28 protein-coding genes and 1 other RNA gene are annotated in these 24,878 nt (G+C 62.0%); 12 read left to right on the forward strand and 17 right to left on the reverse strand.

Annotated elements, in window-relative coordinates; genetic code table 11:
• Window positions 1–19: 19 nt before the first annotated feature.
• From AMK00_RS00735 to rimP, 3 genes are read right to left on the reverse strand one after another with little or no spacing between them, the layout of a single operon-like run.
• On the reverse strand, window positions 20–712 hold the full coding sequence (locus AMK00_RS00735; protein ID WP_189637619.1) for an RNA-binding protein: 693 nt from the start codon (window positions 710–712) through the stop codon (window positions 20–22).
• Window positions 709–2,310 (reverse strand): transcription termination factor NusA, encoded by a 1,602-nt coding sequence (gene nusA, locus AMK00_RS00740; protein WP_064800221.1) that lies wholly within the window; start codon window positions 2,308–2,310, stop codon window positions 709–711. The genes AMK00_RS00735 and nusA overlap by 4 nt, the downstream gene beginning before the upstream one ends.
• A gap of 60 nt (window positions 2,311–2,370) precedes the next feature.
• Window positions 2,371–2,976: a ribosome maturation factor RimP gene (rimP, locus tag AMK00_RS00745; protein ID WP_064809231.1), complete on the reverse strand. Its 606-nt coding sequence runs from the start codon at window positions 2,974–2,976 to the stop codon at window positions 2,371–2,373.
• A gap of 244 nt (window positions 2,977–3,220) precedes the next feature.
• On the opposite strand from rimP, the gene AMK00_RS00750 reads away from it, so the two are divergent.
• Complete coding sequence (locus AMK00_RS00750; protein ID WP_064809232.1) at window positions 3,221–4,852, forward strand: MFS transporter; 1,632 nt, start codon at window positions 3,221–3,223, stop codon at window positions 4,850–4,852.
• Between the two features lie 8 nt (window positions 4,853–4,860).
• A complete protein-coding gene (locus AMK00_RS00755; protein WP_064809233.1) occupies window positions 4,861–5,316 on the forward strand; it encodes a GNAT family N-acetyltransferase in 456 nt (151 codons plus the stop codon).
• 6 nt (window positions 5,317–5,322) lie between these two features.
• Here AMK00_RS00755 and AMK00_RS00760 read toward each other — a convergent pair whose 3' ends face one another.
• Both AMK00_RS00760 and recR read right to left on the reverse strand, forming a co-directional pair.
• Window positions 5,323–6,561 (reverse strand): lytic murein transglycosylase, encoded by a 1,239-nt coding sequence (locus AMK00_RS00760; RefSeq protein WP_064809234.1) that lies wholly within the window; start codon window positions 6,559–6,561, stop codon window positions 5,323–5,325.
• An 11-nt stretch (window positions 6,562–6,572) separates the two neighbouring features.
• Window positions 6,573–7,178, reverse strand: coding sequence for a recombination mediator RecR (recR, locus tag AMK00_RS00765; RefSeq protein ID WP_064809235.1), 606 nt, complete (start codon window positions 7,176–7,178; stop codon window positions 6,573–6,575).
• A 57-nt stretch (window positions 7,179–7,235) separates the two neighbouring features.
• On the opposite strand from recR, the gene AMK00_RS00770 reads away from it, so the two are divergent.
• Window positions 7,236–7,853 (forward strand): MOSC domain-containing protein, encoded by a 618-nt coding sequence (locus AMK00_RS00770; protein WP_064809236.1) that lies wholly within the window; start codon window positions 7,236–7,238, stop codon window positions 7,851–7,853.
• A 44-nt stretch (window positions 7,854–7,897) separates the two neighbouring features.
• Here AMK00_RS00770 and AMK00_RS00775 read toward each other — a convergent pair whose 3' ends face one another.
• From AMK00_RS00775 to ffs, 3 genes are all read right to left on the reverse strand, one after another.
• Window positions 7,898–8,221, reverse strand: coding sequence for a YbaB/EbfC family nucleoid-associated protein (locus AMK00_RS00775; protein ID WP_004676719.1), 324 nt, complete (start codon window positions 8,219–8,221; stop codon window positions 7,898–7,900).
• A 22-nt stretch (window positions 8,222–8,243) separates the two neighbouring features.
• Window positions 8,244–10,109: a DNA polymerase III subunit gamma/tau gene (locus tag AMK00_RS00780; RefSeq protein WP_064809237.1), complete on the reverse strand. Its 1,866-nt coding sequence runs from the start codon at window positions 10,107–10,109 to the stop codon at window positions 8,244–8,246.
• Between the two features lie 45 nt (window positions 10,110–10,154).
• Window positions 10,155–10,251: signal recognition particle sRNA small type (gene ffs, locus AMK00_RS00785), an RNA gene on the reverse strand.
• Between the two features lie 89 nt (window positions 10,252–10,340).
• Here ffs and AMK00_RS00790 point away from each other — a divergent pair.
• From AMK00_RS00790 to AMK00_RS00810, 5 genes are all read left to right on the forward strand, one after another.
• Complete coding sequence (locus AMK00_RS00790) at window positions 10,341–10,751, forward strand: HIT domain-containing protein (RefSeq protein ID WP_064800229.1); 411 nt, start codon at window positions 10,341–10,343, stop codon at window positions 10,749–10,751.
• Window positions 10,748–11,707: an NAD(+) diphosphatase gene (nudC, locus tag AMK00_RS00795; protein WP_064809238.1), complete on the forward strand. Its 960-nt coding sequence runs from the start codon at window positions 10,748–10,750 to the stop codon at window positions 11,705–11,707. The genes AMK00_RS00790 and nudC overlap by 4 nt, the downstream gene beginning before the upstream one ends.
• Window positions 11,708–11,711: 4 nt before the next feature.
• Window positions 11,712–12,407: a helix-turn-helix transcriptional regulator gene (locus AMK00_RS00800; protein WP_064800231.1), complete on the forward strand. Its 696-nt coding sequence runs from the start codon at window positions 11,712–11,714 to the stop codon at window positions 12,405–12,407.
• 143 nt (window positions 12,408–12,550) lie between these two features.
• A complete protein-coding gene (locus tag AMK00_RS00805; protein WP_064800232.1) occupies window positions 12,551–12,811 on the forward strand; it encodes a hypothetical protein in 261 nt (86 codons plus the stop codon).
• 126 nt (window positions 12,812–12,937) lie between these two features.
• Window positions 12,938–13,306 (forward strand): VOC family protein, encoded by a 369-nt coding sequence (locus AMK00_RS00810; RefSeq protein ID WP_064800233.1) that lies wholly within the window; start codon window positions 12,938–12,940, stop codon window positions 13,304–13,306.
• A 19-nt stretch (window positions 13,307–13,325) separates the two neighbouring features.
• Here AMK00_RS00810 and AMK00_RS00815 read toward each other — a convergent pair whose 3' ends face one another.
• Window positions 13,326–14,180 (reverse strand): prephenate dehydratase, encoded by an 855-nt coding sequence (locus tag AMK00_RS00815; RefSeq protein ID WP_064800234.1) that lies wholly within the window; start codon window positions 14,178–14,180, stop codon window positions 13,326–13,328.
• A 10-nt stretch (window positions 14,181–14,190) separates the two neighbouring features.
• Window positions 14,191–14,946 (reverse strand): 3-deoxy-manno-octulosonate cytidylyltransferase, encoded by a 756-nt coding sequence (locus AMK00_RS00820; protein ID WP_064800235.1) that lies wholly within the window; start codon window positions 14,944–14,946, stop codon window positions 14,191–14,193.
• A 153-nt stretch (window positions 14,947–15,099) separates the two neighbouring features.
• Here AMK00_RS00820 and AMK00_RS00825 point away from each other — a divergent pair, with 153 nt between their 5' ends.
• Window positions 15,100–15,666: a c-type cytochrome gene (locus tag AMK00_RS00825; RefSeq protein WP_064800236.1), complete on the forward strand. Its 567-nt coding sequence runs from the start codon at window positions 15,100–15,102 to the stop codon at window positions 15,664–15,666.
• Window positions 15,667–15,738: 72 nt separating this feature from the next.
• Here the strand turns inward: AMK00_RS00825 and AMK00_RS00830 are convergent, their stop codons facing one another.
• On the reverse strand, window positions 15,739–16,686 hold the full coding sequence (locus AMK00_RS00830; RefSeq protein ID WP_064800237.1) for an AEC family transporter: 948 nt from the start codon (window positions 16,684–16,686) through the stop codon (window positions 15,739–15,741).
• Window positions 16,687–17,194: 508 nt separating this feature from the next.
• Here AMK00_RS00830 and AMK00_RS00835 point away from each other — a divergent pair.
• Window positions 17,195–18,187, forward strand: a complete 993-nt coding sequence (locus AMK00_RS00835; RefSeq protein ID WP_064800238.1) for an adenosine kinase — start codon at window positions 17,195–17,197, stop codon at window positions 18,185–18,187.
• Here the strand turns inward: AMK00_RS00835 and AMK00_RS00840 are convergent.
• Window positions 18,180–18,719, reverse strand: coding sequence for an SH3 domain-containing protein (locus AMK00_RS00840; RefSeq protein ID WP_011423530.1), 540 nt, complete (start codon window positions 18,717–18,719; stop codon window positions 18,180–18,182). The genes AMK00_RS00835 and AMK00_RS00840 overlap by 8 nt on opposite strands.
• A gap of 184 nt (window positions 18,720–18,903) precedes the next feature.
• Between AMK00_RS00840 and AMK00_RS00845 the strand changes: the two genes are divergently transcribed.
• Entirely contained in the window at window positions 18,904–19,905 is a 1,002-nt protein-coding gene (locus tag AMK00_RS00845) for a 2-hydroxyacid dehydrogenase (RefSeq protein WP_064809239.1), read from the forward strand.
• Window positions 19,906–19,911: 6 nt separating this feature from the next.
• On the opposite strand, the gene AMK00_RS00850 is transcribed toward AMK00_RS00845, so the two are convergent.
• From AMK00_RS00850 to recF, 3 genes are read right to left on the reverse strand one after another with little or no spacing between them, the layout of a single operon-like run.
• Window positions 19,912–20,385: a GNAT family N-acetyltransferase gene (locus AMK00_RS00850; protein ID WP_064809240.1), complete on the reverse strand. Its 474-nt coding sequence runs from the start codon at window positions 20,383–20,385 to the stop codon at window positions 19,912–19,914.
• Window positions 20,382–21,200: a molybdopterin-synthase adenylyltransferase MoeB gene (locus tag AMK00_RS00855; RefSeq protein ID WP_064800241.1), complete on the reverse strand. Its 819-nt coding sequence runs from the start codon at window positions 21,198–21,200 to the stop codon at window positions 20,382–20,384. Before AMK00_RS00855 ends, AMK00_RS00850 begins: the two co-directional genes overlap by 4 nt.
• Window positions 21,197–22,321, reverse strand: a complete 1,125-nt coding sequence (gene recF / locus AMK00_RS00860) for a DNA replication/repair protein RecF (RefSeq protein WP_064811609.1) — start codon at window positions 22,319–22,321, stop codon at window positions 21,197–21,199. Before recF ends, AMK00_RS00855 begins: the two co-directional genes overlap by 4 nt.
• 379 nt (window positions 22,322–22,700) lie before the next feature.
• Here recF and AMK00_RS00865 point away from each other — a divergent pair, with 379 nt between their 5' ends.
• On the forward strand, window positions 22,701–23,066 hold the full coding sequence (locus tag AMK00_RS00865; RefSeq protein WP_064809241.1) for a helix-turn-helix domain-containing protein: 366 nt from the start codon (window positions 22,701–22,703) through the stop codon (window positions 23,064–23,066).
• A gap of 123 nt (window positions 23,067–23,189) precedes the next feature.
• Here AMK00_RS00865 and AMK00_RS00870 read toward each other — a convergent pair whose 3' ends face one another.
• Both AMK00_RS00870 and dnaJ read right to left on the reverse strand, forming a co-directional pair.
• Window positions 23,190–23,390, reverse strand: a complete 201-nt coding sequence (locus AMK00_RS00870; protein ID WP_064805820.1) for a hypothetical protein — start codon at window positions 23,388–23,390, stop codon at window positions 23,190–23,192.
• Window positions 23,391–23,750: 360 nt separating this feature from the next.
• Window positions 23,751–24,878: a molecular chaperone DnaJ gene (dnaJ, locus tag AMK00_RS00875; RefSeq protein WP_064800243.1), complete on the reverse strand. Its 1,128-nt coding sequence runs from the start codon at window positions 24,876–24,878 to the stop codon at window positions 23,751–23,753.

Raw genomic sequence — 24,878 nt, forward strand, 5'->3', positions numbered from 1 at the left:
GCCGATGCCGGTGACCGCCTCATTGTTTTTGCCGGCCAGCGCCGCCCGCTGCCCGGGACTGACCGCCAATACGGTACTGTTCGAGCATCTTTGCGCGCTTCACTACACCCTCACCCGCCTGCCCTGCAAGCACTGCGGCATGGATAAAAGCATTCTGGCCCATCAGGCCTTCCATTTCGCTCTCCGAGAAGAAGCGGTAGGAAGGTATCTCCTCCTCGGTCTCCATTCCGAGGTGCCAGGCCTTGCGGGCCTGGTCGATTTTCCTCACGCCGTCGTCCGCCGCGTCAGTCGCGTGGAACACCGCAAGGGCTGCTCCGCTTCTGACCGCGGCATCCACTTTCGATGCGCCGCTGACGAACTGGCCGGCCTTGCGCGCCATGTTCATCATCTGCATCACTTGCGCCGCCAGCAGCCGGTCGACGCTTGCGCCGAGATCGTCCGCCGCCTTCACTTCCGCTTTCAGCGCTCGGGCGAACAGCTTTTTCGCCACCGCCCTGTCGACCAGCGACCGGTCGGCCTTCACCCAGCAGCCGCGTCCCGGAAGCTCGCGCTTCAGGTCGGCGACGACGGTTCCGTCGGGAGCCGCGACGAAGCGGATCAGCTCTTCCGGCGATCCGCTTTCGCGCGTCACGATGCACATGCGTCCGTTCACGTCATACCCTGCAAGATCGTCGTCCTCGGGATGAACGTTCGGCTCATGCGCGGTCATCATGCTTCCTGTTCGGCTTCGGTGACCTCTTCTTCGGTCCCCTTCGCCAGGTCCTCTTCGGTGATCCAGCCGGCCGCGAGGCGGGCCTGCACGATCATCTGCTCGGCCTCGACACGCGAGACGTCGAACTTCGAGAACAGGCCTTCGAATTTCTTCGTTTCGCCGTTCTTGCGTTCGCTCCAGCCGACGAGATCGTCGGCCGCACAACCGGCGAAATCCTCGATCGTCTTGATGCCGTCCTCGCCGAGCGCCACCATCATCTGGGCGGTCATGCCGTCGATCTGGCGCAGCTCGTCCTCAACGCCGAGCGCCTTGCGCTTCTCGTCCATCTCGGCTTCGAGACGCTCGAGGAATTCGCGGGCGCGCTGCTGGATTTCCTGCGCCGTCTCTTCGTCGAAACCGTCGATCGAGGAGATTTCGTCGAGATCGACATAGGCAAGTTCTTCGACGGCGGCAAAGCCTTCCGACGCCAGAACCTGGCCGACCATCTCGTCGACGTCGAGCGAATCCATGAACAGGTTGGTGCGCTCGTTGAATTCCTTCTGACGGCGTTCCGATTCCTCGGCCTCCGTCATGATATCGATGTCCCAGCCGGTCAGCTGCGAAGCGAGGCGGACGTTCTGGCCGCGGCGGCCGATCGCAAGCGACAGCTGCTCGTCGGGAACGACGACTTCGATGCGCTCGGCGTCCTCGTCGAGAACGACCTTGGCCACTTCCGCCGGCTGCAGGGCGTTGACGACGAAGGTTGCCGGGTCCTGGCTCCAGGGGATGATGTCGATCTTCTCACCCTGGAGTTCGCCGACGACGGCCTGGACGCGCGAACCGCGCATACCGACGCAGGCGCCGACCGGATCGATCGAACTGTCGTTCGAGATCACCGCGATCTTGGCGCGCGAGCCCGGATCACGGGCGACCGACTTCACCTGGATGATGCCGTCGTAGATCTCGGGCACTTCCATGGTGAAGAGCTTCACCATGAACTGCGGATGCGTGCGCGATAGGAAGATCTGCGGACCGCGCTGCTCGCGACGAACATCATATACGTATGCACGGACGCGATCGCCATAGCGCACGTTCTCGCGCGGGATCATTTCGTCGCGGCGGATGATGCCTTCACCGCGGCCGAGGTCGACGATGACGTTGCCGTATTCGACACGCTTGACGGTGCCGTTGACGATTTCGCCGACGCGATCCTTGAATTCGTCGAACTGGCGGTCGCGCTCGGCTTCACGCACCTTCTGTACGATCACCTGCTTGGCGGACTGTGCGGCGATGCGGCCGAAATCCATCGGCGGCAGCGGATCGGCGATGAAATCACCAAGGGCTGCGTCCGGATTGCGGTCGCGGGCAAGTTCCAGCGGGATCTGCGTCGAATAATCCTCGGCCTTGTCGACCACTTCGAGCAGGCGCTGCAGGCGGATTTCACCGGTCTTCGGATTGATGTCGGCCCGGATGTTGGATTCGGTGCCGTAACGGGAGCGCGCCGCCTTCTGGATGGCATCGGCCATTGCGGCAAGCACGATCTCCCGGTCGATGACTTTTTCGCGCGCCACTGCATCTGCGATCTGCAGAAGTTCGAGCCGGTTCGCACTGACTGCCATTGTTTTGTTTCTCCGTCTTTACTCCAGGGTTCCCGTCCCTGGGAGCGGTCTGTTGATCGGTTATTCCTGGTCGTCTGCTTCGTTCTGGTTCGCGGCCTGCGCTTTCGCCAGCTTGTCGGCGCGCAGCGCATCGCGGATCAGATCGTCGGTCAGAATGAGCTTCGCATCGCTAAGCGCCGTGAAGGGAATGATGACCTTCTGCTCTTCCCCGTAGGCGACCTGGTCACGCTCGAGCGTGAATCCATCGGCGTCTGCTTCGAGGATCTTGCCGCGGAAGCGTTTGCGGTTGCCGATCATGATCGACGTTTCGCACTTTACAAGGTGGCCTTGCCAGCGGACGAAATCGGATTTCCGCACCATCGGACGGTCGATGCCGGGCGAAGACACCTCGAGATGATACTCTTTATCGATCGGATCTTCCACATCGAGGACGGGAGAAATCGCCATCGAGACTTCTTCGCAGTCCTGAACCGTCATCGTGCCGTCATTGCGCTCGGCCATCACCTGCATCGTCGCGCCGTTCTGGTTCAACATGCGCACGCGGATCAGCCGGAAACCCATGCCGACGAGAACGGGTTCGATGATATCGGCCAGACGCTGGTCGAGCCCGGTTTCGGTAATCAGCCGCGGCTCAAGTTCGTTGTTTGCGTTTGTCATGTCCGACAAGCGGCGCTCCTCGCAATTTCAAGCTGTTCAGGCGATCGAGCTAATAAAAAAGAGCGGGTCCTTGCGGCCCACTCTTCATCAAGCGATCAAGAATTTGAGAGCCATATAGTCGGGTTTTTCCGAAATTGCAAGGTCTGCGACCGATTCCGCCAATTCATGCCGGGCGAGGGGAACGGACCTATGGCCAGCGATCATCTTCCGCATATATTGCCGTTGGCGCACAATAACAAAAGCGGGAGACATCGTGGGCTATACCTCGTCGACACTGGCGCCCTTGCGGCACGATACCTACCGCACCGTCTGGTTCGCCAGCCTTTCCTCGAATTTCGGCGGCCTGATCCAGGCGGTGGGTGCCGCCTGGATGATGACGACGATCACCCGCTCGGAGGACATGGTCGCGCTGGTGCAGACCTCGACTGCGCTGCCGATTATGCTGTTTTCGCTGATATCGGGGGCGCTGGCGGATAATTTCGATCGCCGCCGGGTCATGCTGACGGCGCAGTGCATGATGCTGACGGTTTCGGCGTTGCTGACGGCGTCAACCCTTCTCGGCTGGGTCACGCCCTGGCTGTTGCTCTTCTTCACCTTCCTGATCGGCTGCGGCACGGCGCTCAACAACCCCTCCTGGCAGGCCTCCGTCGGCGATATGGTGCCGCGCGCCGATCTGCCGGGCGCCGTCACGCTGAACAGCATGGGTTTCAACATCACCCGCAGCGTCGGCCCGGCGATCGGCGGCGTCATCGTGGCGGCAGCGGGTGCCGCCGCGGCCTTTGCGGTGAACACCGCAAGTTACCTCGCCCTGATCTACGCCCTGTTGCGCTGGCGGCCGAGCACGCCCGCCTCCACCCTGCCGCGCGAAGCGCTCGGCAGCGCCATCTTCGCCGGCCTGCGTTATGTCTCGATGTCGCCCAATCTCGAAAAGGTCCTCGTGCGAGGGCTGGTTTTCGGCATCGGCGCGAGCTCGATCCTGGCGCTGCTGCCGGTCGTCGCACTCGACCTCGTTGCCGGCGGTCCGCTGACCTATGGCTTCATGCTCGGCGCCTTCGGCATCGGCGCGATCGGTGGTGCGGTACTGAGTGCGAGAATTCGCCAGGCGCTGTCCAGCGAGACGATCATCCGCCTGGCCTTCGCCGGCTTTGCGCTGAGCGCCGTCATCGCCGCCTATACTCCAAGCGCCGTGCTGACCTCCGCCGGCTTGCTTGTCGCCGGCGCCTGCTGGGTCTCGGCGCTGTCGCTTTTCAACACCATCGTCCAGCTGTCGACGCCGCGCTGGGTGGTCGGACGCGCGCTGTCGCTCTACCAGACCGTCACCTTCGGCGGCATCGCCGGCGGCAGCTGGCTCTGGGGTGTCGCCGCCGATCGCTATGGGGTCGCCGATGCGCTGCTGATGTCATCAGCCGTCATGCTGCTCGGCATTGCGATCGGCCTGCGCTTTTCCATGCCCGCCTTCGCCTCGCTTAATCTCGATCCCTTGAACCGCTTCACCGCCCCGGCCTTGAGCCTCGACATCACCCCGCGCAGCGGTCCGATCGTCATCCAGGTCGATTACGAGATCGCCGGCGACGACCTGGAGGAATTCATGGTGCTGATGGGCGAGCGCCGCCGCATCCGCATCCGCGACGGCGCCCGCAACTGGGCGCTGATGCGCGATCTCGAAAATCCCGGGCTGTGGACGGAGACTTACCATACGCCGACCTGGGTCGAATATATAAGACACAACCAGCGGCGCACGCAGGCCGATGCCGAAAACATCGACCGGCTGCGCGCGCTCCATCGCGGCGAAGGCCCGCCGCATGTCCACCGGATGATCGAGCGCCAGGCCATCCCGCCAGGCGACGATGTCTTCCACAAGGCGCCGATCGATCTGCATCATTGAGAACAGCCATGCACAGTTTCAGGCTCGCCCGCCTATCCGATCTCGCCGCCATCGTCCGGCTTCTCGCCGATGACGATCTCGGCGCCGCCAGGGAAATCGTCTCCGATCCCGTCGATGCGCGTTATCTCTCCGCCTTCGCGGCAATCGAGGCGGACGCCAATCAGTTGCTGGCAGTCGCAACCGACGCCTCCGACCAGGTCCTCGGCTGCCTGCAACTGAGCTTTCTTCCCGGCCTCTCCCGGACCGGCATGTGGCGCGGGCAGATCGAAAGCGTGCGTATCGCAAGAGAGTGTCGCGGAGCGGGCCTCGGCGCGCAATTCATCGAATGGGCGGTCGCCCAATGCGTCGAGCGCGGCTGCGGCCTTGTGCAGTTGACATCGGACAAGACACGAAAAGACTCGATCCGCTTCTACGAAAAGCTCGGTTTCGTCGTCAGCCATGAAGGGCTGAAACGCAACCTGTGAATCGGGCTACTTCAGTCTGCCCTTCATACTGGCTTCGGGAAAGCATGTCGGCTTCATGCCGTTCTTTGCCTGCCACTGACCGATCGAGCGCCGCGTCTTGTAGCCAGGCAATCCGTCGGAGCCGCCGACGTCATAACCCTGACGCTCCAGCGCCTTCTGCAGGGCGGCGACATCCGAACGCAGCATCTTGCCGACATCGCCCCATTCGCCTTCGAATACGCCGCCGTTCGAGTCGATCCGGTCGGCGAGATTACCGATATAAAGCGCGTAGAGGTCGGAGTTGTTATACTCCTTGATGATGTAGAAATTCGCGGTGACGATGAATTCCGGGCCGTCGCGGCCGGCCGGCACCAGCATCATCCCCTGAGCCTTCATCTCACCTGCGGGAAAGGCCTTGCCGGAGATGCGCTCGATGCCGAGCGAGGCCCAGTGCGAAAGCGGCTTTGCCAGATCAGGTCCCTCCTGCGCGCAGGAGACCGCTTCAGGTATCGACACCTCGAAGCCCCAGTCGCGATCGCGCTGCCAGCCCTTCTTGACCAGATAGTTGGCGATCGAGGCGAGCGTATCCGGCACCGAGGTCCAGATGTTGCGGTGACCGTCGCCGTCGAAATCCACCGCATATTTCAGATAACTCGTCGGCATGAATTGCGGCTGGCCGAGCGCTCCGGCCCATGAGCTCTTGAAATCGGCGGGCGTGACGTCGCCGCCGTCGAGAATATGCAGTGCCGCCACCAGCTCGGTGCGGAACATCTCCTTGCGCGTCGACATGAAGGCCTTGGTCGCCAGCACTTCGATCGCCGATTCCGGGATCTTCGCGGCTCCGAACCCCGTCTCGCGGCCCCAGATGGCAAGCACGATCGAGCCCGGCACGCCATAGGTCTTCTCGATCCGCTTCAGCGTCGAGCTATATTGCGCGGCAAAGCCGCGCCCTGTCGCGGCGAGCTTCTTCAGCCGGTCCTCGTTGAAATAGGGGCCGGGCGAGGAAAATTCCGCCTGCGTCTGCTTCTGCTCCTTCGGCGGCGGGAAACCGGGCGGCGCGAGATCGGGCAGGTTCCAGTTCAGCGTGATGCCGGAGAAAGCGGCCTTGAAGGTCTTCTCGGAGACACCGCCCGCCTTCGCCTCGGGCCAGAGGTCCTTCTGCACCCAGCTTTCGAACTGTGCCTCGACATCGGTGTTCGAAGGGGCTGCGGATGAGGGGAGGGGGAGGAGCGCCGCTGTTATGGCGAGCGCGAATATTCGCCGCATATACAATCCCCTCATATCAACGTCCGCGCCCGCAGCGCCGCCGCAAGCGTGCCCTCATCGAGATAATCGAGTTCACCACCGACAGGCACGCCGTGCGCCAGCCGCGTGATCTTCACCTCGAGCCCCTGCAACTGGTCGGTGATGTAATGCGCCGTCGTCTGTCCTTCGACGGTGGCGTTGACCGCGATGATCAGCTCGCGGATGCCGCCTTCGCCGATCCGGTCGACCAGCCCGCGAATGTTGAGGTCGTCGGGCCCGATCCCGTCGAGCGGCGACAGCGTGCCGCCGAGCACATGGTAGGCGGCGTTCATCGCGCCCGCCCGCTCCAGCGCCCAGAGGTCCGAAACGTCCTCGACAACGATGATGACGGATTGATCGCGCTGCGTGTCGGTGCAGACGGTGCAGGGGTCGACCGTATCGACATTGCCGCAACGCGAACAGATCTTCACCTTGTCATAGGCCTCGCCCATCGCATTCGACAGTGGCCCCAGCAACTGGTCCTTCTTCTTGATCAGATGCAGTGCCGCCCGGCGCGCCGAGCGCGGCCCGAGGCCCGGCACCTTCGCCAGAAGCTGGATGAGTTTTTCGATTTCGGGGCCGGTGACTCGTTTTGCCATGCGCCGTTCTTAACTGATATGGAACGAAAACGGAATCGCGGAAGGATCGGCTGCCCCATGAAAATCCTGGCCCTCTGCATGAGCAATCCGGAAAAGCTGCCTGGGAAGAGCTACAAGACCGGAATCTTCAAGCGGTCCGTCAACGGCGCGGTGATGATCGACGCTGAAGGGCTGGTCGGCGATGCCATCTGTAACCGCAAGCACCATGGCGGCATCGATCAGGCGGTTTATATCGAGGGATCACTGACGCTCGACTGGTGGGCCGGCGAACTCGGCCGGCCCTGCGAGCCCGGCACCTTCGGTGAAAACATGGTGATCTCAAGCCTTGACAATCGCGACGTTTCAGTCGGCGACCGATTCATAGCAGGCGATCTTATTCTCGAGGCCACCGCTTGCCGCATTCCCTGCGCCACCTTTGCGGTCAAGACGGCCGATCCGAAATTCGTCAAGCGCTATACGGTGGCCGCCCGCCCCGGCATTTACTGCCGCGTCCTCAGAGGCGGCGTGGCCGAGGCCGGAGTGCCGGTGGAGCATCAATCCTTTTCCGGAGAGAAGGTGACGATGCCGGAGCTTATGAAAACATTAGGCCGACAGCTTTCGGAGGCGGACCGGTCGCGATATCTCGCCGCTCCCATTCACTACAAGCTGCGGGCGATGCTGGAAGCGCAGCGTTAAGAGCGGCGTTCTGTAGGTCGCCGGCCCGACAGCAGCATCAGCTATCAAAACGGCAGCTTGAAGCCGGGCGGGATCGGCAGCCCGGCGGTGAGCGCCTTGGTCTTTTCGGCGGCGAGCGCCTCGGCCTTGTCCTTGGCGTCCTTGTGGGCGGCGACGATCAGGTCCTCGAGGATCTCGACATCGTCCTCCTTGAACAGCGACGGGTCGATCTTCAGGCTTTTGAGCTCGCCCTTGCCCGAGATGACGACGGTGACGAGGCCGCCGCCGGCCTTGCCTTCGGCCGTGAGCTCGGCGATCTCCGCCTGCATCTGCTCCATCTTGGCCTGCATTTCCTTGACTTTGCCCATCATGCCCATGATGTCGCGCATCGTCTCGCTCCTTGTTGAACGTTCAGAATTCTATGTCGTCGCCGGGCAGAATGTCGCCTTCTTCGGATTCGGCGGCGGCCGGCGCTTTGGCCTCGCCTTCCTCTTCCGGTTCCGGCGCCCGCACGCGAACGTCGATGATTTTTGCGCCGGGAAAATGCGCCAGGATCGCCGCCACATCAGGATCCTGCCTCGCATCGCTGACGCGCTGCTCCTGCGCCTTGGCTTCCGCTTCCACCATCGTCGGCCCGCCTTCTTCGCGGCTGGTGCTGACGATCCAGTGGATTCCGGTCCATTCCTTGAGCTTGACGGCGAGCTCGTTGAGCAGCGTATTCGGAGCGCCTTCGGTCAGGTTCACATCAAGCCGGCCGGGCTCGAGACGCACCGGCCGCACGAAGTTGCGCACCAGTGCCTTCAGCTTGACGTCGCGCTTCTCGGTCGCAAGGTCGACGATATCGGCGATGGAATTGACACGCACGAGCGGCTTCGGCGCCTCTGCGGGCCTGGTCTCGGTGCGGCCGATATTCTGTGGCTCCGGATTGGGCACGGCGCGCAACATGGCGGTCGGCCCAGAGGGCTGCGGCCGTGGTGTTGGCTCCGTCGCACGTGCCGTGACACTGCTTTGATAGGGAACCCGCGTTCCGTTGCCGCCGCCATTGCCCGAGGGCGAGGAGGGCCGCTGGCCGGCATTGTCGCCGGAAAACTCCGCAAGCCTCCGCGCCGCATCCTCGGGCGCCGGCAGATGCGCCGCATGCGCAAGCCGGATCAGCACCATTTCGGCTGCACCCGCCGTGCGCGACGAGCCTTCCGTTTCGGGAATGCCCTTCAGCAGCATCTGCCAGATGCGCGACAGCGTCGTCACCGCGACGCCCTTGGCGAATTCCGCCGCCTTGGTGCGCTCGACTTCGCTGAGCGAGGGGTCGTTTGCCGCATCCGGCACATATTTCAGCCGCGTCACCAGATGGGTGAAATCGGCAAGATCGGTCAGCACCACCACCGGATTGGCGCCGGCCTCGTACTGGTTCTGGAATTCGCCGAGGGCAGCTGCGACATCGCCTTTGACGACATGCTGGAAGAGATCGACGATCCGGGCGCGGTCGGCAAGGCCGAGCATGCCCCGCACGGTTTCCGCCTGCACGGCGCCGGCGCCATGGGCGATCGCCTGGTCGAGCAGCGACAAGCCGTCGCGCGCTGAGCCTTCGGCGGCGCGCGCGATCATTGCCAGTGCGTCGCCTTCCGCCTCGATGCCCTCCTTGGCCGCGATTGTCGTGAACAGCCCGACGAGATCCGACGCGCTGATGCGGCGCAGGTCGAAGCGCTGGCAGCGCGACAGCACGGTGATCGGCACCTTGCGGATTTCAGTGGTGGCGAAGATGAACTTCACATGTTCCGGCGGCTCTTCCAGCGTCTTCAACAGGCCGTTGAAGGCCTGTGTCGAGAGCATGTGCACTTCGTCGATGATATAGACCTTGTAGCGCGCCGAAACCGGCCGATAGCGCACTTGCTCGATGATCTCTCTTATATCGTCGATACCCGTATGCGAGGCGGCATCCATTTCGATCACATCGACATGCCGGCCTTCCATGATCGCCTGGCAATGTTCGCCGGGCACGCGCAGATCAATCGTCGGCTTGTCGATTTCTGCCGTCTTGTAATTCAGCGCTCGCGCCAGGATGCGCGCCGTCGTCGTCTTGCCGACGCCGCGCACGCCGGTCAGCATATAGGCCTGCGCGATGCGGCCGGTCTCGAAGGCGTTGGTAAGCGTGCGGACCATCGGCTCCTGGCCGACCATCAGGTCCGTGAAATCCTTGGGGCGGTATTTGCGAGCCAGCACCCGGTATCCGGTGCCCGTCGAGGCGGCATCTTTTGATTGTCGCTCGGTATCGCTCATCGCCCTGCTTGTCGCCCGGACTATCGGGCATTTCGTGGAGAGAAGGTGGGAGGCTGGCACGATGACCCGTGCCGGGCTCGTTAGGGCTGCTTCCTTCCGGACCTGACCCGGTTGGCGAGTGGCTCGTCCACCACCAACCTCCCGAATGCACATATCGGCAATATCGTCATCAAAAGCAAGCCAACATGCAAAAAAACTGCTAGTCGTTGGAAAACATGAGGAGAATGCCCTTTGAAAGGTTTCGCGCTCGACCCCCGGCTGGAAAACGACAGCACCAGCATCATGATCACCGGTCTCTGCGATCTCAGATTGTCGAGGGATGCCCGCTGGCCCTGGCTCATTCTGGTTCCGCGCCGGGCCGATATTACCGAAATCTTCGAGTTGACGCCGCTCGATCAGGTGTTGCTCGCCTTCGAGACGGAGCTCGTCGCCAAAGCCTTGAAGAACATTACCGGCGCGACAAAAATCAATATCGGGGCTCTTGGCAATATCGTCCGCCAGCTTCATGTTCATGTCATTGCCCGCTTCGAAGGCGATGCCAACTGGCCGGGTCCCGTCTGGGGTTTCGGGCGCGCGGAGCCTTACGAGGACGCAAGGAGAGAAGAATTCACAGCAAAGCTGCGGGAAGCCCTTTCATCATGAACCATTCGCTTTTCGATTCGGATGTGCCCCATCCGGAACCCAGCAATCTCACTGCCTTTGCCGCCAACGACCTCAATCGCGATTCCGAACACCGCGACGAACATTCCGTCGAAAGGGCGCTGGCAAAGGACGGTACCCACATCTTCGCCTTCGCCCGGGACAAGTTGGTGCTGAAACATGACGGCCAGGTGCTCGATCCGCTGTTTGCCCGTTACGAACTGCAGGAACTGCAGCCGAATTGGGACGAGACGGTGCTGCTCGGCTACCGCAAATCAGGCGAACCGCGCCTTGCCGTTCCCGTCGGCATCGACGTTGACGATCTCACCAGCCAATACAAGCCCGCCGACGGTCGCACGCTGTTTCGCGAGATGCTGATCGACGAAGTCTTGCTCGGCGAATTCGCCCAGGCCGCAAGCCTCATCCGCTGGAATGGCGACAACCGATTCTGCGGCCGCTGCGGATCGGCGATGGAGATTCATATCGGCGGCTACAAGCGCGTCTGCACAGCCTGCGAACACATGATCTTCCCCCGAACCGACCCCGTTGTCATCATGCTGACGATCGATGAGCAGCGCGGCCTCTGCCTGCTCGGCCGCAGCCCGCATTTCACGCCCGGCATGTATTCCTGTCTTGCCGGCTTCGTCGAACCCGGCGAGACCATCGAGAATGCCGTGCGCCGCGAAACGCTGGAGGAATCGGGCATCCGCACCGGCCGCATCCGCTATCACGCCTCGCAGCCTTGGCCGATGCCGCATTCGCTGATGATCGGCTGTTACGCCGAGGCCAAATCCACCGAAATTACGCGCGACGAGACGGAACTCGAGGATTGCCGCTGGTTCACCCGCGAGGAAACAATCGAGATGCTGGAACGCCCGAGTGCGACCGGCAAGGCCTCTCCACCGAAAGGGGCGATCGCCCACCGCCTGATGCGCGACTGGGCGGAGTGGAAGCGGTAACGCCATGCCGGTCGCCCGCTCGGAACGGCTGCTGACGCTGCTCCAGACGCTTCGGCGTTATCGGCGGCCGGTGACCGGAACTGTTCTTGCCCGGGAAACCGGCGTCAGCCTGCGCACGCTCTATCGCGACATTGCCAGCCTGCAGGCCCAGGGCGCGATGATCGAAGGCGAGGCGGGCATCGGTTATGTGCTGAAGCCCGGCTTCATGCTGCCGCCGATGATGTTTTCCGAAGAAGAGCTGGAAGCCTTGGTGCTCGGTTCGCGCTGGGTGGCCCGCGCCGCCGAGCCGCGCCTTGCCGGCGCCGGCGCCGATGCACTCGCGAAGATCGCCGCCGTGCTGCCGGCCGACATGCGTGAAATGGTCGATTCGGCGACACTCTTCGTTGGCCGCAAGCGCCAGGACGAGGACAGCGCTGATGTTTCGGCTATCCGCAAGGCGATCCGTCTGGAGCGCGTGCTCGAACTGCATTACGGCGACGAACAGGGCCGGATCTCCCGCCGCCGTGTCTGGCCCTTCGCGCTCGGTTATTTCGAGCATGTGCGCATCATCATGGCCTGGTGCGAACTGCGCCAGGATTTCCGCCATTTCCGCACCGATCGCATCATCGATATGGCGGTCCATGAGACGCGTTATCCCCGTCGCCGTACGGTGCTCCTAAAGGAATGGCGCGAGACGCAGGACGTGCCGCTCGAGAGCTGAACACTGCTGCCAGAAACTGTCAGCAGGGAGCGTTATTATCAGTGCCAATCCACTACAGCGCCGCGCGTCTTCGGACGCGCAAGGACGCTGTGACATCCAGGTTTTGCGCATCGTGCCGATGCGCCATGGAAGGAGTACTGATCATGGTAACGCCTCCAGTCATTCAACAGGCCGGCGATCGCTTCGCTTCCGATAGTTTTGCCGATATCATTTCGGCCGAAACTTTTGCCGACGTTCGGCAGTCGGCACGCTCCGGGCTGCTGCGCCTGGCTATGAGCCTTTTTCGGATCCCCGCGGCAAGCCGCCCAAAACTCGATGTCGAAGCCATACCGGATTCCCGCAAGCGCGACCTCGGTTTCATGGATGGGCGCAACCCACGCCTCCAGGACCGGTTCCCGCTCTAAACCTGATTTCCAGCTCATCCACTTGACGAGAACGGGCGTTGCTTTCGCAACGCCTTTTGTTTCCTGCTGCCATAAATTGGCAGCAGGAGATCTCGCAGACAAACTTACAGCAACGGGAGAACCGAAATGACCAGCCCCAATCTGATAATCCTCTATGTCAAGGATCCGGCCGAAAGCGCCAACTTCTACCGGAACCTCCTGAACCGCGAGCCGGCCGTGGAGGCGCCGAATTTCGTCGCCTTCCCGCTCGATGGCGGCTTCACCCTTGGTCTCTGGCGGCGCAGCAAGGTCGAGCCGCAGCCATCGGCGATTGGCAATCGAGGCGAAGTGGCCTTCATGCTGGCGGGAGAAAATGCCGTCGCCAGGCAATATGATGACTGGCGTCAGCGCGGTCTGCCGATTGCCCAGGACCTGACCGAACTCGATTTCGGCCCGACCTTCGTCGTACTCGACCCGGACGGGCATCGGCTGCGCGTCTGCGAGCCGGATAAATAATGAGAGAGCGCGAGGCCTATTAAAGCAGGCCTCGCATCACATGCCCCTTGTAGACGCCGAGGATTCGCACCTTTTCGGAGAAGAAACGCAGCTCCTCCAATGCCCGGCGAACGTTCGGATCGTTCGGGTGGCCCTCGATATCGGCGTAGAATTGCGTTGCCACGAATTTTCCGCCGAGCTGATAGCTTTCGAGCTTCGTCATGTTGATGTTGTTCGTCGCAAACCCGCCGAGCGCCTTGTAGAGCGCGGCCGGAATGTTGCGAACGTTGAAGACGAAGGTGGTGACGACCTTTTCCTCAGCCGAATTGCGTTGCGCCCATTCCTCATCGCGGGACAGGATCACGAAACGGGTGACGTTGTTTTCCGTATCTTCGACATTCTCGGCAACGATCTCCAGCCCGTAGAGATCGGCGGCAAGGCGCGGAGCAAGTGCGGCCATCGAGCGATCGCCGGTTTCCTTCACGAGTTTTGCAGCGCCTGCCGTATCGCCGGCGATGACAGGCTTCCAGCCGTGAGCGCGCACGATCTTGCGGCACTGGCCGAGCGCATGGATATGGCTGTGCACCGTGCGGATCTCATCCTTGGTGACTCCGGGCAGCACCATCAGCTGAAAGCGGATCGGCATGAAATATTCGCCGATGATATGCAGCCGCGATTCCGGCAGCAGATGATGGATATCGGCGACGCGGCCGGCAATCGTGTTCTCGATCGGGATCATCGCAATATCGGCGTCGCCATTGTCCACCGCCGTGAAGGCATCCTCGAAAGTCTGGCAGGGCAGCGGCTCCATAGTCGGAAACATGTCGCGGCAGGCCATGTCGGAATTGGCGCCGAATTCGCCCTGGAAGGCGATCCTGTTGGTCTTGATGTTCATGATAGTCCCGTCAGTTCTGCCGTGCAGAGAGAATGCGTCGCGCTTTTTCGAGGTCGGCCGGAGTATCGACACCGAGCGGAACCGTGTCAACGATCTCGGCATCGATGCGCATGCCGGCCTCCAGTGCCCGCAGCTGCTCCAGCGATTCGCGCTTTTCAAGCGTCGACGGGCCGAGCGACACGAACCGTTCGAGCGCAGCGCGCCGATAGGCATAGAGGCCGATATGATGGTACAGCGGCCCCTTGCCGTAAGGCGCCGTCGCGCGAGTGAAGTAGAGGCCGCGCAGGCGGGTGTCGGAAATCGGCGAACCGATGACCTTGACGATGTGCGGCGCGGTCTTGTCCTCCTCATTATCGATTTCGATGGTCAGCGTGCCGATATCGACCGCTTCGTTCTCGAGGGGGCGCAAGGCCGCCCGCACCGTTTCCGGCTCAATTGTCGGCAGGTCGCCCTGGACGTTGACGATGAACTTCGCCTTGCCGTCCGGATCGACTTTCTTCAACGCCTCGAAGATGCGGTCCGAGCCGGATTGATGATCCTTGCTGGTCATGACGACTTCGAAACCGGCGGCGGCCACGGTATCGAACACTTGCGGGTCGTCGACGGCGACGACGACCCGGCCGATTTCGGCTTCTTTTGCGCGCATCGCCACCTGCACGATCATCGGCAGTCCGCAAATATCGGCGAGCGGCTTGCCCGGAAGCCGAGTGGAGGCCATTCGTGCCGGGATCAATACGAGCACGTCGTCGAAATTTGAATCACGCATTGTTCGGGCCTTCTATTCCGGGCTGAAAAGTGTCAAAAAGTCTCACGCATAAGACCATTTAGACAGTTGCAACGAACAGTCAAAAGACATAGGTTCCGCGCGATTTCAAGATGGTCCGGTTCTGGTCTGCCGGCTGCAAGGGGAGCATTGCAGATGAATTCATACGTCAATACGGCCGTGGGGGCGCTGCTCGGAACGATTTTCGTTCTGATGTCGGTCTCCATCGCGTCCGAGGGGATCTTCCATTCCGAAGCGCCGGAGAAGGAAGGTTTCGCGATCGTTGCCGAAGAGGCGCCTGCCGCCGGTGGCGAAGCTGCTCCGGCCGCTGCTGCCGTTCCGATCGCGCAGTTGCTCGCGTCTGCAGATGCCAAGGCCGGTGAAGCGGTCTTCAAGAAGTGTCAGGCCTGTCATGACGGCACCAAAGGCGGACCGAACAAGGTCGGTCCGAACCTCTTTGGTGTCGTAGATCGCCCGATCGCCTCGCATGAAGGCTTCGCCTATTCCTCTGCGATGAAGGATTTCTCCAAGGGCAGCAGCGAGAAGTGGACTTTTGAGAACCTCAACAAGTTCCTGACGGCGCCGAAGAAGGACGTTCCCGGCACCGCAATGGGCTTCGCCGGTCTTCCGAAGGATCAGGACCGCGCCAACGTCATCCTCTACCTGCACACGCTTGCCGATTCGCCGGTGCCGCTGCCGGATCCGAAGACGGCCACGCAGTGAACGGCAGGATGATCGCATTCATGGAAAAGCCCGGCTCGCAAGCCGGGCTTTTCTTATTATGCCGAGACCCGCTCAGGCCCCCAGGAAATAAGCCCAGAGCGAGACCGTGATGGCGCCGAGCGCCGTTGTCACCGTGATCGTCGAGGCGGCGAGGCTGTGACCGACGCCGAACCGGTTGGCGATCAGCCAGGCGTTGACGCCTGTCGGCACCGACGAGGTCAGCACGATCGCTGCCGTCCATTCAGGGCTGAGGCCGAGGAGATGGCTCGCCGCCCAGACGCAACCGGGCAGCAGCAGCAGCTTTAAGCTCGAGGTGACGCTGGCAATGCCGAAATTGCCGGAGACGCCGTATCTCTCCAGCGCCATGCCGAGCGAGATCAGCGCCGCGGGACCGGCAATGCCGGCGATCTGATTGACGACCGTCGCCAGCGTCGCCGTCATGGTAAGGCCGGAAAGATGCATGGCCATGCCGGCCGCAAGCCCGATCACCAGCGGATTGCGTATGAGATTGATGACGATCTGGCGAAGCACGAACACCATGCTGCGGTCGCTTTTGCCCGCGATCTTGCGCTCCGCATGCTCCATCAGCACTGTGCCGGCGACCATCATGACAGGCAGATGCACGGCAAGCAGGATCGACAACGCTACCAGCCCTTCGTCGCCGATGGTCCGCTGAACGAGCGGCAGCCCGATGAAGACGTTGTTGGCGAAGGCTGAGGAAACGCCGGCGAGAACGCCGATCCGTTCGTCGCGGCCGAAAAGCCGCGTGGCGGCGATATGCCCGGCCGTCCAGGTGATGGCGACGCCGGAGAAATAGACGATCCAGAGCCGGAAAGGCGAGGCGCCGTGGAAATCCGCCTCGGCGATGGTGCGGAAGAGCAGAAGCGGCACGGCGATCTTGAAGACGAATTCGCTGAGCGCGTCGCCGACATTCGACGTCATCAGGCCGCTGCGAACGATCACCCAGCCGATGAGGATCAGGATGAAGATGGGAAGGACGTCGAGAATGATGGCTGACATGAGGCGGGATGCTCTGCGGGGGAGGGGAGTATCCGACCTCTACAGCATCGGCCCGAAAATCGGAATCGATTTTCGGTAAGCCCGATGCGCAGATTTAAAGAGTGAGAGCGTCCTTTGTGCGCCCCCACGGACGCACCGCGCTCGAGCAGCAGGCAAACGCCGCCCGCTCCGGCCGCGGAATTCTCCGCAGAGCAAAAAAAGCGGGCACTGCCCGCTTTTCCGCTCCGGCCTTGCCGGATACCCGAATCGCGAAGCTGCCAGTTCATCCGTGGTCAGCATCGCGCCGGTAAGTCGAAGGGATCATCCCTCGGGCGCCCGGCTGCAACTGAAAGCTGCTCATGCCGGTGTTCCTGCGAGTATTTCTAGATTTCGAAGATGACAGCGGCATGACGGATAAGCGGCACTTTTGCGAAGAAATAGATGCGCCATTCACCATTTGTCCTTCCAAACCCCGGAAATTTCGCTAAGACCGAACCCCGGCTATCACAAATCCGGGACCCCCCATTTCATGACAAGATTCGATGTTCTGACGGTCGGCAACGCAATCGTGGATATCATCGCCCGTTGCAACGACCAGTTCCTCATTGACAACCAGATCACCAAGGCGGCGATGAACCTCATCGACGCCGAACGCGCCGAACTCTTGTATTCGCGCATGGGACCGGCACTGGAAGCCTCCGGCGGCAGCGCCGGCAACACGGCGGCGGGCGTTGCCAATCTCGGCGGCAAAGCCGCCTATTTCGGCAATGTCGCCGCAGATCAGCTCGGAGACATCTTCACCCACGATATCCGCGCCCAGGGTGTCCACTATCAGACGAAGCCGAAGGGCACCTTCCCGCCGACGGCGCGTTCGATGATCTTCGTCACCGAAGATGGCGAGCGTTCGATGAATACCTATCTCGGCGCCTGCGTCGAACTCGGTCCTGAGGATGTCGAGGCCGATGTCGTTGCCGATGCCAAGGTCACCTATTTCGAAGGTTATCTGTGGGATCCGCCGCGCGCCAAGGAGGCGATTCTCGATTGCGCCCGCATCGCCCATCAACACGGCCGGGAAATGTCGATGACGCTGTCCGACAGTTTCTGCGTCGACCGGTATCGCGGCGAGTTCCTCGATCTGATGCGCTCCGGCAAGGTCGATATCGTCTTTGCCAATCGCCAGGAGGCGCTGTCGCTTTATCAGACCGACGATTTCGAAGAGGCGCTGAACAGGATTGCCGCGGACTGCAAGATCGCCGCCGTGACGATGAGCGAGAACGGCGCCGTCATCCTGAAGGGCCGGGAGCGTTATTACGTCAATGCGATCAGGATCCGGGAAGTCGTGGATACAACGGGCGCCGGCGACCTGTTTGCCTCCGGTTTCCTCTATGGCTACACGCAGGGACGGTCGCTCGAGGATTGCGGCAAGCTCGGTTGTCTCGCCGCCGGCATAGTCATTCAGCAGATCGGCCCACGCCCGATGACCTCGCTTTCCGAGGCCGCCAAACAGGCGGGGCTTATTTGAAGGCTTCGCCGGGATAGGCGCCCCAGATTTCCGACTGCGCCACCCAGCCCGCGGCGCCGTCGGTCTCTGCGTGGCACCAATCGCCGTTGCATTCGCCGATCGTCAGCATCACGCCGGGTTCGAGCTTGGCGACGATCGAGGCGGAGGGCTGCGCCTCGCGGCGCAGATTGACATAGACCCCCTTGCCCTTCGTCTTCATCCAGGGTGCGGCGATCGCCGCGCGCTGGCCTGATAGAAGCGACTGATTGACCCAGCCTTCAGTACCGTCGGCATCGCGGATGCGGCGCCAATTGTCGTATTCCTGGATGATTTCCACCGGCAGTCCGGACTTCAGATACATCCACGATACGGCGAAGTCCGTTCCGGGGCCGATGCGCAGGTTAACGCGCTTCGATTTCAATGTGACGAAGCGCGGCAATGGCAGGCCGCTCGGCCCCTTGGCCGCCTGCGCATGAGCAAATTCTAAGGTTCCCATGGATGCGGCCAGAGCGATCGCGAGGGCGAGGCAGGACTTCAGGACTTTGCTGCGCATGGAGGCTTCCGTTTGCTCGAATTCGCGGGCAAGCTCGGCCTGCACGCGGTCCGGGCTTTGACATTCCCCGGCTGCACCACGAGTTTTGTTTGTCTTCGCGTGCGGGTCTGGTAGAAATTGCCCGGACGGGAAAATTATCACCCCTCTTGGTTAAAGACCTCTGAACAAGGCATCGCAGGCGGCCATGACAGCGAAGAAAAAACCGAAGGTCTACATCACCCGCAAGCTGCCGGATGCCGTCGAAACCCGAATGCGGGAGCTCTTCGATGCCGAGCTGAACATCGATGACGCGCCGCGCTCCGTTCCCGAGCTTATCGCCGCTGTGCGGACCGCCGACGTGCTGGTGCCGACGGTCACCGATCGCATCGATGCGGCGCTGATCGATGAGGCGGGACCGCAGATGAAGCTGATTGCCAGCTTCTCCAACGGCACCGACCACATCGACGTCGAGGCGGCGGCGCGCAAGGGCATCACCGTCACCAACACGCCGAACGTCCTGACCGAGGACACTGCCGACATGACGATGGCGCTGATTCTCGCGGTTCCGAGGCGGCTCGGCGAAGGGGCGCGGATCCTGACCGACAAGCCGGGCGAGTGGGCCGGCTGGTCTCCCACCTGGATGCTCGGCCGGCGCATTCACGGCAAGCGGATCGGCATCGTCGGCATGGGGCGAATCGGCACAGCGGTGGCCCGCCGCGCCAAGGCTTTTGGTCTTGCGATTCACTACCACAACCGCAAGCGCGTCAATCCGGCCGTCGAGGATGAGTTGGAGGCAACCTATTGGGAAAGCCTCGACCAGATGCTGGCCCGCGTCGACATCGTCTCGATCAACTGCCCCTCGACGCCGGCGACCTTTCACCTGATTTCGGCGCGCCGCCTGGCGCTGCTGCAGCCGACGGCCTATCTCGTCAATACGGCGCGCGGTGACGTCGTCGATGAAACCGCGCTGATCAAGTGCCTGAGGGAGGGCAAGATCGCCGGCGCCGGCCTCGACGTCTTCGAGAACGAGCCTGCCGTCAATCCGAAGCTCGTCAAGCTCGCCAACGAGGGCAAGGTCGTGCTGCTGCCGCATATGAGCTCGGCGACAATCGAAGGCCGGATCGACATGGGCGACAAGGTCATCATCAATATCCGCACCTTCATCGACGGCCACAGGCCGCCGAATCGGGTGCTGCCTGGCCGCTGACGCGCGTCAGCGTCCAAGGCTCTTCCGCATCTCGATGAAGGTCGTCCTGGCAAAACCCGGATGCGCCTTCTCGGCGGTTTTGGAAAATCCCCAGGCGGCAAAGACGGCGTGATTGTCGGTAAGCTCGATGCGTGTCTCCAGCCGCAAGGCGGCAAGGCCGAATTCTGCGGCCGTCTCCTCGGCAACTGCCAGCAAACGCCTGCCGAGGCCTTTGCCTTGCGCTGCCGGCAGAACGGCGAGCTTGCCGACATAGAGACAATCGGCCTCCGGCCGCAGAAACAGGCAGCCGGTCAGTTTGCCATCTTCGATGACGACATGGCCGATCTCGGCCCCAGCCTTTGCCGCCAGCACCTCCGCTGTCAGACTGAGCGCCGAGGACGGCGGATCGATCCTGCCGTTCATCGAAGCGAAGGCCGCAAGGATGAGGGCGAGCAGCTCGTCCCAGCGCGTGAAACTCGGATCGAGGCGGATAATCGTCATCCGGCCTGCCTGGTGCGGCGGCGCTTGTAGCGCACGGTTTCGAACCGGGCCGAGAGTGCGTCGTAAAGCAGCAGTCGCCCGATCAGCGGCTCGCCGGCGCCGGTGATGAGCTTGATCGCCTCCATCGCCATCATCGTGCCGATGACGCCGGTGAGCGCGCCGATAATGCCGGCTTCGGCGCAGCTGGGAATCAGACCCGCCGGGGGTGGCTCGGGAAACAGGTCGCGATAGCCTGGGTTGGGCGCTCCGTCCTCGGCCGTCTCATAAGGTTTTAGCACCGTCAGTGAACCGTCGAAACGGCCGACGGCGCCGGTGACGAGCGGAATAAGTGCTTCCTCCGCCGCATCGGCCGCGGCATAACGCGTATCGAAATTGTCGGAGCCGTCGATCAGGAAATCGAAACCGGATAATTGACGCCGGGCAGTCTCGCGAGAAAAGCGTTCCTCGAAGCGGATGAGCCGCACATGCGGGTTGAGCCTGGCAATGGCCAAGGCGGCGCTTTCGGTTTTCAGCTCGCCGATCGTGCCGGAATCATGGATCACCTGGCGCTGCAGATTGGATAGCGACACCCGGTCGTCGTCGACGATGCCGAGCGTGCCGATACCGGCGGCGGCGAGATATTGCAGGATCGGCGCACCGAGCCCGCCGGCGCCGATCACCAGCACGCGGGCGGCTTTGAGTTTCTGCTGGCCTGCGCCGCCGATTTCGGGTAGCAGGATATGGCGTTGATACCGGGCGATTTCATCGGGGCTGAGAGGTTCCATGGCGGCGATGGTAGCATGGTCCTCGACATCGGGAAAAGCTGTCTCCCTCATCCGAACACCCTTCCGTCCGCAACCGTAAAGAACTGCGCCCTGTCGCCAAGGGCCGAGAACATTCCCCGATCCGTTCCGGTCATGAAGGCCTGACCGCCGAGTCCGTCGATGAGGTCGAACAGCGCGGCGCGCCTGTTCTCATCGAGATGCGCGGCGATCTCGTCGAGCAGCAGGATCGGCGCATGACCGGTAAGATTGCCGACGAGCCGCGCATGGGCAAGCACCAGCCCGACAAGCAGCGCTTTCTGCTCGCCGGTGGAACACCGCTCCGCCTCCATCGCCTTTTCGCGGTGGTGGACGATGAGATCGGTCCGGTGCGGTCCCTCCAGCGTGCGCCCCGCACCGGCATCGCGGTAGCGGCTTTCGGCGAGCATCGCCGCGTAGTCGTCCTCGAGGTCGACCGATGGGCGCGAGAACTGGCCGTCCATGAAACCCGAGAGCTGCAGTGAGGCAGACGGGAAAGGCGAGCTCTCCAGTGTTTCCTCGGTCAGCCGGGTCAATAGGCCGAGCATCTCCTGGCGGGCGAGCGCCATGGCGATGCCGAGACTTGCCATCTGTTCTTCGATTCCCGCAAGCCAGGAAGGGTCGAAACGGCCTTCGTCCAGCAGCTTGTTGCGGCTGCGCATGGCGCGCTCGAAATCGCTGGCGCGGCGGCCGTGGGCGGGATCCAGCGACAGCACCAGCCGGTCGAGAAAGCGCCGGCGGTCGGAGGAGGCGCCGGTAAAGAGCCCGTCCATTGCCGGTGTCAGCCAGAGAAGACGCAGGTGATCGGTCAATTCGTCGGCGGTTTTTGCCGGGGTGCCGTTGATGCGAAGCCGGCGGGCTGTGGTCTCCTCGCCCGCTTCTATGCCGGTTCCTATCTCGACTTCGCCCTCCATGCCGTCGAGCGCTGCGAAGATCGAAAAGCCACCGGCCGCGCCGACACGGGTAATGTCGCCATAGGCGGCTCGGCGCAGGCCGCGGCCAGGCGAAAGCAGCGAGACCGCCTCCATGAGATTGGTCTTGCCGGCGCCATTGTCTCCGGTCAGCACGGCATGCCGACCGTCGAGACTAAGGCTCGCGGCCGCATAATTGCGGAAGTCCGTCAGCTTCAGACGGGAAAGAGAAACCTTATGCGGCATTGCGTATCCGTATTCGTGAAGCGTGACAGCTAAGCCGAAGCGGCGCGGATGGCAAGCTCGCTGCTTCGGGCCGCGATCGCGCGCTTCACCGGACAAATAGCAAATACGATCGATTCCGGAACGTTCCGGTACTGTTTTCCCAAAATCCGCAAAAAATACAACCGCATCAGAGGCGTCCGACATTAGCGTGCTCACCGACGACGGTCATCGTCGGCGCTCTCGGATTGCCTGCATGGCAGGGCTTCTGCGACATTCTTCGGTGGCTGCTGACGTAACGTGATGTCCAGAAAAAGTCGGTTGAATTTTGCAACTAGTGGGTTGCGTTATCTCGGGAAAACGATATGGTGAACAAAAGGTTCATGTATAAGAGAGTGGTGAAGTGCCAGATCCGGTCGATATCATTGTTGGTCGCAACATCAGACAGCTTCGCGCCATTCGTCGCGTTTCCCAGCTCGAGCTCGGTGAAGCACTCGGGCTGACTTTCCAGCAGATCCAGAAATATGAAAAGGGGACGAACCGCGTTTCAGCCAGCAAGCTGCATCAGATCGCGGTTTTTCTCGGTGTCGAGATCTCCGCCCTCTTCGAGGGGACGGATATATCGGAATTCGGCGGCCGTATCGAACTCAGTCCTGATGCCTATGCCCTTGCGCTGAGCTACGATAAGCTGAACTCGGCGGCAGGCAAGGAAGCGGTCAAGACCATCCTGACACTCATGAGCGGCGAAGCGGTCGATAACGCCGCTTGACTCCGCTGAAGCGGTCAGCTGACCTCGAGAAAGGCAAGACTATCTTCAGATAGGGATGACCTTCGAACTCCTTCGGGGCTGCCTGTCCCCAGCCGTAGAAGCATTTCGCGACGCGCTGGTGAATCAGTGAATCTCGCACCCATGCAACGCCGTCAGCAGCTCGTCCTGCGTCTGGTGGCCGGCGTGGTAAAGGTCGATCGCGATACTGGCGATGGAAAGGCCCTGCTGGCTGCGAAGCTTGATATTGCGCTCGGCACACCATGTGTAGATGGCGCCGGCGAGAACGTCGACATCGTCGGACTGAGAGGAAAAGGCTGGCGCCATGATGGATACTCTTGCTTCGGTGGTCCCAGTTAGAGCGCCTGCGTCCAATGGGACGCGCTGGAACGCTCTGTCGCTTTGAAACTGTGCATCACCTTGCTGATATCGATTCCGATCTCCTCGGTCATGCACTGACGGCAAAGATTGAAGTCATTTGAAAAACTTGCAAGCGGCATCATCGGGCTGCGTTAACGCAAGTTCCTTTTACGATCGGGCACCGTGTCGATCTGGAACAGATTGCGCGGCGGATCTGAACAGATCGCCTGGCATGAACTGCCTCTGTCCCAAATCAGGATTTGCGCGAGCAAAAAAGCCGGAGACGTTTCCGTCCCCGGCTTTCGCGATTACCTATCGACCGACAGATCAGCCTTCGAAGAATTCCTTCATCCGGGCAAAGAAACCCGTCGACTCCGGATTGTTCTCCTTGGAAGAAATCTGCTCGAATTCCTGCAGCAGCTCGCGCTGGCGCTTGGTGAGCTTTTGCGGTGTCTCGATCTGGATCTGGATATAGAGATCGCCCGTCTGCGCCGAACGCAGCACCGGCATGCCCTTGCCCTTGAGGCGGAACTGTTTGCCAGCCTGCGTGCCCTCCGGCACGCTCACCCGCGATTTGGTACTGTCGAGCGTCGCCACGTCGAAGGTTCCGCCGAGAGCCGCCGTCGTCATCGAGATCGGCACGGCGCAATAGAGGTCAGCTCCGTCGCGCTGATAGAATTCATGCGGCTTCACCGACAGGAAGATATAAAGATCGCCGGCCGGTCCGCCGCGGGCCCCGGCTTCGCCCTCGCCCTGCAGGCGGATGCGCGTGCCGTCCTCGATGCCGGCGGGAATATTGACGGAGAGCGACCTCTCTTCCGTCACCCGGCCCTGGCCGTGGCATTTCGGACACGGATCGGGAATGATCTGGCCGCGGCCGTGGCAGGTCGGGCAGGTCCGCTCGATCGAGAAGAAGCCCTGCGCCGCGCGCACGCGGCCCGAGCCCTGGCAGGTACCGCAGTTCTTCGGCTGGGTGCCGGGCTTGGCGCCCGAACCCGAACAGACGTCGCAGGTGATCGAGGTGGGCACCCGGATCTGCGCCGTCTTGCCGGAGAAAGCCTCTTCCAGCGTTATTTCCATATTATAGCGAAGATCGGCGCCGCGCTCGCGGCCTCCCGCAGAGCGCTGGCGCGCCCGTCCGCCGCCCATCATCTCGCCGAAAATATCCTCGAAGATGTCGGAGAAGCCGCCGCCGGCAAATCCGCCGCCACCGCCGCCCATGCCGCCGTGCTCAAAGGCTGCGTGGCCATAGCGATCATAGGCTGCCCGCTTCTGCGGGTCCTTGAGCATTTCATAGGCTTCGTTGATTTCCTTGAACTTCCGTTCGGCTTCCTTGTCATCCGGGTTCTTGTCCGGGTGATATTTCATCGCCAGCTTTCGGAAGGCGCTCTTCAGCTCTTTCTCGTCCGCCGATTTGGCTACACCCAGAGTTTCGTAAAAGTCCGCTTTTGCCAT

The organism is Rhizobium sp. N621 (genome assembly GCF_001664325.1).
GTDB lineage: Bacteria > Pseudomonadota > Alphaproteobacteria > Rhizobiales > Rhizobiaceae > Rhizobium > Rhizobium esperanzae.

Excerpts from the sequence above, each read along its gene's own strand:
- AMK00_RS00805 (WP_064800232.1), top strand. The coding sequence starts at position 12,551 with ATGGTAACGCCTCCAGTCATTCAACAGGCCGGCGATCGCTTCGCTTCC.
- AMK00_RS00855 (WP_064800241.1), bottom strand. The coding sequence starts at position 21,200 with ATGAGGGAGACAGCTTTTCCCGATGTCGAGGACCATGCTACCATCGCC.
- AMK00_RS00780 (WP_064809237.1), bottom strand. The coding sequence starts at position 10,109 with ATGAGCGATACCGAGCGACAATCAAAAGATGCCGCCTCGACGGGCACC.
- AMK00_RS00760 (WP_064809234.1), bottom strand. The coding sequence starts at position 6,561 with ATGCGGCGAATATTCGCGCTCGCCATAACAGCGGCGCTCCTCCCCCTC.
- AMK00_RS00735 (WP_189637619.1), bottom strand. The coding sequence starts at position 712 with ATGATGACCGCGCATGAGCCGAACGTTCATCCCGAGGACGACGATCTT.
- nudC (WP_064809238.1), top strand. The coding sequence starts at position 10,748 with ATGAACCATTCGCTTTTCGATTCGGATGTGCCCCATCCGGAACCCAGC.
- AMK00_RS00835 (WP_064800238.1), top strand. The coding sequence starts at position 17,195 with ATGACAAGATTCGATGTTCTGACGGTCGGCAACGCAATCGTGGATATC.
- recR (WP_064809235.1), bottom strand. The coding sequence starts at position 7,178 with ATGGCAAAACGAGTCACCGGCCCCGAAATCGAAAAACTCATCCAGCTT.
- recF (WP_064811609.1), bottom strand. The coding sequence starts at position 22,321 with ATGCCGCATAAGGTTTCTCTTTCCCGTCTGAAGCTGACGGACTTCCGC.
- AMK00_RS00815 (WP_064800234.1), bottom strand. The coding sequence starts at position 14,180 with ATGAACATCAAGACCAACAGGATCGCCTTCCAGGGCGAATTCGGCGCC.
- AMK00_RS00755 (WP_064809233.1), top strand. The coding sequence starts at position 4,861 with ATGCACAGTTTCAGGCTCGCCCGCCTATCCGATCTCGCCGCCATCGTC.
- dnaJ (WP_064800243.1), bottom strand. The coding sequence starts at position 24,878 with ATGGCAAAAGCGGACTTTTACGAAACTCTGGGTGTAGCCAAATCGGCG.
- AMK00_RS00820 (WP_064800235.1), bottom strand. The coding sequence starts at position 14,946 with ATGCGTGATTCAAATTTCGACGACGTGCTCGTATTGATCCCGGCACGA.
- nusA (WP_064800221.1), bottom strand. The coding sequence starts at position 2,310 with ATGGCAGTCAGTGCGAACCGGCTCGAACTTCTGCAGATCGCAGATGCA.
- AMK00_RS00830 (WP_064800237.1), bottom strand. The coding sequence starts at position 16,686 with ATGTCAGCCATCATTCTCGACGTCCTTCCCATCTTCATCCTGATCCTC.
- AMK00_RS00800 (WP_064800231.1), top strand. The coding sequence starts at position 11,712 with ATGCCGGTCGCCCGCTCGGAACGGCTGCTGACGCTGCTCCAGACGCTT.
- AMK00_RS00870 (WP_064805820.1), bottom strand. The coding sequence starts at position 23,390 with ATGGCGCCAGCCTTTTCCTCTCAGTCCGACGATGTCGACGTTCTCGCC.
- AMK00_RS00845 (WP_064809239.1), top strand. The coding sequence starts at position 18,904 with ATGACAGCGAAGAAAAAACCGAAGGTCTACATCACCCGCAAGCTGCCG.
- AMK00_RS00825 (WP_064800236.1), top strand. The coding sequence starts at position 15,100 with ATGAATTCATACGTCAATACGGCCGTGGGGGCGCTGCTCGGAACGATT.
- AMK00_RS00850 (WP_064809240.1), bottom strand. The coding sequence starts at position 20,385 with ATGACGATTATCCGCCTCGATCCGAGTTTCACGCGCTGGGACGAGCTG.
- AMK00_RS00775 (WP_004676719.1), bottom strand. The coding sequence starts at position 8,221 with ATGCGCGACATCATGGGCATGATGGGCAAAGTCAAGGAAATGCAGGCC.
- AMK00_RS00840 (WP_011423530.1), bottom strand. The coding sequence starts at position 18,719 with ATGCGCAGCAAAGTCCTGAAGTCCTGCCTCGCCCTCGCGATCGCTCTG.
- AMK00_RS00810 (WP_064800233.1), top strand. The coding sequence starts at position 12,938 with ATGACCAGCCCCAATCTGATAATCCTCTATGTCAAGGATCCGGCCGAA.
- AMK00_RS00770 (WP_064809236.1), top strand. The coding sequence starts at position 7,236 with ATGAAAATCCTGGCCCTCTGCATGAGCAATCCGGAAAAGCTGCCTGGG.